Raw genomic sequence first — 1089 nt, forward strand, 5'->3', positions numbered from 1 at the left:
GTCAGTTTGAATGCATTTTTACGCAAATCATTCACCGTTAAGCTGATGCCATCAACGGTGATAGAGCCTTTTTCTGCCACGTACTTGCTGATCTCAGCAGGCATCGCGACCCAAAACTCTATCGCACGACCAACTTGATTGCGCTCCACAATTTCACCCACGCCGTCCACGTGTCCAGATACAATGTGTCCGCCAAAACGTGTCGTCGGCAGCATGGCTTTTTCTAAGTTAACCTTTTCGCCTACTTGGTAGTTTGCAAAACCGGTTTTTTTCAAGGTCTCGAGAGACAAATCCGCGCTGTAGTAATTGCTTCCAAAGTCAATCACCGTTAAGCACACACCGTTAGTTGCGATGCTGTCGCCTAACTTCACGTCAGACATGTCTAACTTACCTACTTCTACCGTAACGGTAATGTCTTCGCCTTTTGGCGTAATCGCAGTTAATTTACCAACTGCTTCTACAATTCCTGTAAACATAGTGCTTCTTTTCTAAATTTCTTTGCGTACAAGGGTGGCGGTAATACGGATATCTCTGCCCACCATTCGCACATCAGTAATATTTAAATCGATGACCTGCGCCATCTCCGTCAATCCCAGCGCGCCAATTAAACCACGTCCATCGCTTCCCATTAGTTTCGGAGCGAGATAGACAATCAACTCATCTACAAGGTTAGCTTTGATTAGAGAACTCGCGAGCGTCGCTCCAGCTTCCACCCATAAATGGTTGATATTATGCTGAGTCGCGACCGCTTTTAGGGTCGCAGCTAAATCAATTTTTCCGCTTTGGTCGAGTTGTGGGCAAACATCGCCTTCGCTGCTGACAATAATTCGCTCACCTTCGGTACTGAACAGTTTAAGGTCATCACTCAGTTGCTGTTGACGGTCGAGTATTACCCTTGCTGGTTGGCGAACTTCCGTCAGCTCATAGTGCGCTTGAACACTCTGCGGCAAATCATCCCAACGAACGTTGAGAGAAGCGTTATCATCCATCACTGTTTTGCTTGTAGACAGAATGCCACCGCTTTGCGCTCGATAACACTGCACGTCTTGGCGAGCCTGTGGGGAGGTGATCCATTGGCTCTTGCCATTA

2 protein-coding genes are annotated in these 1089 nt (G+C 47.3%); both read right to left on the bottom strand.

Features of this window, described 5'->3' with window-relative positions; genetic code table 11:
* The coding region (locus R7O13_RS24450; RefSeq protein ID WP_318304881.1) for a riboflavin synthase at window positions 1-476 on the bottom strand (476 nt) is incomplete at its 3' end.
* A 12-nt stretch (window positions 477-488) separates the two neighbouring features.
* The coding region (locus tag R7O13_RS24455; RefSeq protein WP_318304882.1) for a RibD family protein at window positions 489-1089 on the bottom strand (601 nt) is incomplete at its 5' end.

Source organism: Vibrio sp. Y176 (genome assembly GCF_033438945.1).